The 2,441-nt window shown below is 57.8% G+C and carries 3 protein-coding genes; 2 read left to right on the top strand and 1 reads right to left on the bottom strand.

All coding sequences use genetic code 11. The features are described from left to right. Window positions 1-44: 44 nt before the first annotated feature. Window positions 45-1,028: a GlxA family transcriptional regulator gene (locus ACXJ5O_RS24435; protein ID WP_457302168.1), complete on the bottom strand. Its 984-nt coding sequence runs from the start codon at window positions 1,026-1,028 to the stop codon at window positions 45-47. A 76-nt stretch (window positions 1,029-1,104) separates the two neighbouring features. Between ACXJ5O_RS24435 and ACXJ5O_RS24430 the strand changes: the two genes are divergently transcribed. Continuing rightward, the gene (locus ACXJ5O_RS24430; protein ID WP_457302167.1) at window positions 1,105-2,010 is read left to right on the top strand and encodes a 3-keto-5-aminohexanoate cleavage protein; all 906 of its coding nucleotides are present in this window, start codon (window positions 1,105-1,107) and stop codon (window positions 2,008-2,010) included. A gap of 6 nt (window positions 2,011-2,016) precedes the next feature. Beyond that, window positions 2,017-2,441 (top strand): 3-hydroxyacyl-CoA dehydrogenase NAD-binding domain-containing protein (locus tag ACXJ5O_RS24425; RefSeq protein WP_457302166.1); only part of this gene is annotated, 425 nt, incomplete at its 3' end.

Here is a 2,441-nt window from a genome sequence, read left to right as displayed (position 1 = left end):
GTTGAAACATGAAGTCCGTAATGCTGCTTTGTCAAAAGCGACGCTCAATGAACAGCCCGGAAAGCGCTTGGCGGCTTGCCTTCGAAATTGCGGAAGGTTCTGGTGAAGGCCGATGCCGATGAAAACCCTGTGCGCGCGGCGATATCTGCCAGCGGCGATTTCGTATCGGTAATCAAGCGCCGCGCAACTTTCAGTCGTAGCCGCAGGTAGTACCTGCCCGGCCCCTCGCCGACAGCCTTGGCAAAGATCTTCTCGAGGCTTCGGGCACTCAGGCCAGAGCGCTTGGCAATGGCGCCGATGGTCAACGGCTGTTCGATATGGCGCTCCATCAAGCGAATAGCGCCCGCGAGCTTCGGATGCACATCGTCTAGCCGTCCCAGCGATACCAGCGGCTGCGCATCGTTGGAGGCATGTGTCCCGTCATAGATGAACACACTGGCCACATCGAGCGCGACTGACATGCCATAGCGCGACCGGATCAGATGCAGCATGAGATCGAAGGTTGGCGAGGCGCCGCCGCTCGTGAAAACCGGCCCATCGATGACGTAGCGGTCTGGCCGGATATCCGCATCTGGAAATTCGGCCGTAAATTCCTCCATGTCCTCCCAATGCGTTGTCGCCTTACGCCCTGAAAGCAGGCCCGCCCGTCCGAGCAGCCAGGAACCGGCCTCGATGCCGCCAATCATCTGATAATTGTGCACAGCACGCCGCAAATTAGCCGTGAAGGTCGTGCGCGCAATGTCGGATGTGCCAAAACCTCCAACAACCAATAACATATCGCCTTTTTCTGATGCATCGAATGAACCGAATACAGCAATCGGCAGACCACATGTAGTCATTGTCGGTTCGCCGTCCAGTGATACAATTCGCCAGTTGAACAGATTTGCACCTGACACGCGATTCGCAGCACGCATTGGATCGATTGTTGAAGCCACGCACATGAGCGAGGCGCCGCTGAAAACCACAACGGTTACGTGCAGCGGTTTGGAACTCGGCAAAAAGAGTGGCGATGTTTCGCTATTCATCAATTCCTATTCGTATATTGCAAAGCATCGCTTGGCAATCGGGGCATGATCAGGTCAACAAGAACATGGGAGCTTTACAATGGGACTTACCCCCAATCGCGAAGTATTCATCACCTGCGCCGTGACCGGTGCGGGCGATACCACAGGCCGTTCCGACAAGGTTCCGGTCACCCCGCGCCAGATCGCCGATGAGTGTATCGCAGCAGCCAATGCTGGCGCAGCCATCGCGCATATTCACGTCCGTGACCCCAAGACGGGCAAGGGTTCGCGCGATGTCGCGCTCTATGCGGAGGTCGTCGAGTACATCAAGGCATCAGGCGTTGATATGGTCCTGAACCTCACCGCCGGCATGGGCGGTGATCTTACGCTCGGCAGCGTCGAGCAGCCGATGCCGCCTTCGGCCAACGGCACGGATATGGCTGGTGCCACGGAACGCCTTGAACACGTGGCAAAGCTGCGCCCAGAGATCTGCACGCTCGATTGCGGCACGATGAATTTCGGCGAAGGCGATTATGTCATGACCAACACGCCTGCCATGCTCAAAGCCATGGCGGCCCAGATCAAGGCGCTTGGTGTGCGGCCAGAAGTGGAAATCTTCGATACGGGCCACCTGCTTCTGGCCAAGTGGCTTTACGATCAGAAATTGCTTGAAGATCCGGTCATGGTGCAGCTTTGCATGGGCATTCCGTGGGGTGCCCCGGATGATATCAACACGCTGCTCGCGCTGACGAACAACCTGCCGTCGAACTGGACCTTCTCGGCCTTCTCGATCGGCCGCAACCAGATGCCCTATGCGGCAATGGCGATGCTTGCAGGCGGCAATATCCGCGTCGGCCTCGAAGACAATATCTGGCTCGACAAGGGCGTTCTTGCCACCAATGGCCCGTTGGTCGAACGCGCCGTAAAGGTTGCTGAAGGCATGGGCGCTCGCATTCTCGGACCGAACGAAGTCCGCGAGCGCATGAAATTGACGAAGGGCTGGTAAGAAATCATGGCAGGTATTCGCAAGGCCGCGGCAATCGGTGGCGGTGTTATCGGTGCGGGCTGGGTAGCCCGCCTCCTTCTCAATGGCATTGATGTGTCGATCTTCGATCCGGATCCGGAAGCCGAGCGCAAGGTCAGCGAGGTGATGAAGAATTCACGCCGCGCCTATAAGACAATGGTGCCGGGTGGTTTGCCGAAGGAAGGTAAGCTGACTTTCGCCAAGTCGATCGAACAGGCCGTCGCCGGCGCTGACTTCATCCAGGAAAGCGTGCCGGAGCGGATCGACCTGAAGCACAAGGTGCTGGCGGAAATCGACAAACACGCGGCTGTCGATGCCATCGTCGGCTCTTCGACTTCGGGCATTCTGCCCTCCGAAATGCAGACGGCGATGAAGCACCCGGAAAGGCTAGTGGTCGGCCATCCTTATAATCC

This window comes from Phyllobacterium sp. P5_D12 (assembly GCF_054049495.1).
The sequence above is the reverse complement of the archived record's forward strand: the minus strand, read 5'-3'. Positions and strand labels throughout refer to the sequence as shown.

Coding starts and splice junctions, on each gene's coding strand:
- ACXJ5O_RS24430 (WP_457302167.1), top strand. CDS start 1,105: ATGGGACTTACCCCCAATCGCGAAGTATTCATCACCTGCGCCGTGACC.